The 866-nt window shown below is 61.0% G+C and carries 2 protein-coding genes; both read left to right on the forward strand.

Annotated elements, in window-relative coordinates; all coding sequences use genetic code 11:
- A partial coding sequence (locus tag CBW22_RS25060; protein ID WP_141097380.1) for a DUF1173 family protein occupies positions 1 to 717 on the forward strand: 717 nt, incomplete at its 5' end.
- Between the two features lie 49 nt (positions 718 to 766).
- Positions 767 to 866, forward strand: a 100-nt coding sequence (locus tag CBW22_RS25065) for a transposase (protein WP_141097381.1), incomplete at its 3' end; no start/stop codon positions are given.

The following is an 866-nucleotide window of genomic DNA, read 5'->3' on the forward strand; positions in this document are numbered from 1 at the left end:
CAGCCCTCGATGCGCCTGCTGGGGCTGCTCCACCTGCTCTGGGAGCAGTCCGGCATCAACGTCTGGCATCCTGCATTCGATAAAAAGAAACGCTCGCCGGGCTGGGTGAGCTGGCGCCTGAATGAGACGGCAGGGCGCATCCGCATCGGCCGGGTTCCGCTCCGGCAGTCGCTGATGCTGATGGCCATGAAGGATTCGCCGCAGGCTGCGCAGAACCGGCAGACCGCAAAGGACGCCGGCAGCGCCTCCCGCCGCCTGATTTTTTTTTCGCAGCTGGCTGCCTGGAGCGATGCCGCCGAAGAACGGCTGCAGCATACGCTGCCGCTGGGGCTGTTTGCCGGCTTTCCCTCGCTGGAGTTGCCTGACGACGTCAGGGACCGGCTCGCACGGAGCTTTTCGCGGGAGCTCGGAGACTGGCGGCGCGGCGCCCGGACGATGCTCATCTGTCAAACCGAGCCGCCGGAGACCGCCTTTATACGTAAAGATGGCCGTAACGTGCCGCGAAGCAGCTGCAGGGTTATCGACGTGGCGCTGATGACCGTCAGTCCGCGCTATATTCCGCTGGACTCCCGCTATGAGGGAATGGTCGAAGACCGGCTGTGGCAGGAAAAACGTGCCTTCATTAAGCCGCTGCGCTACGACGGCGAGGATGATGTATTCCCGGATTTCGTGCTTAAGGACGTACCCGGCGTGGATGACCTGCTCCCCGTTGATTAATACACCGTGATGTTAGTAATGTCTTCATAAGCCACATGAGGACATCCCCATGAAGAAGCGATTTTCCGACGAACAGATCATCAGTATTCTCCGCGAGGCAGAAGCCGGGGTTTCAGCCCGGGAACTCTGCCGCAAGCATGCCATTTCAG

Source organism: Pantoea sp. VS1 (genome assembly GCF_002207995.1).
Classification (GTDB): domain Bacteria; phylum Pseudomonadota; class Gammaproteobacteria; order Enterobacterales; family Enterobacteriaceae; genus Pantoea; species Pantoea dispersa.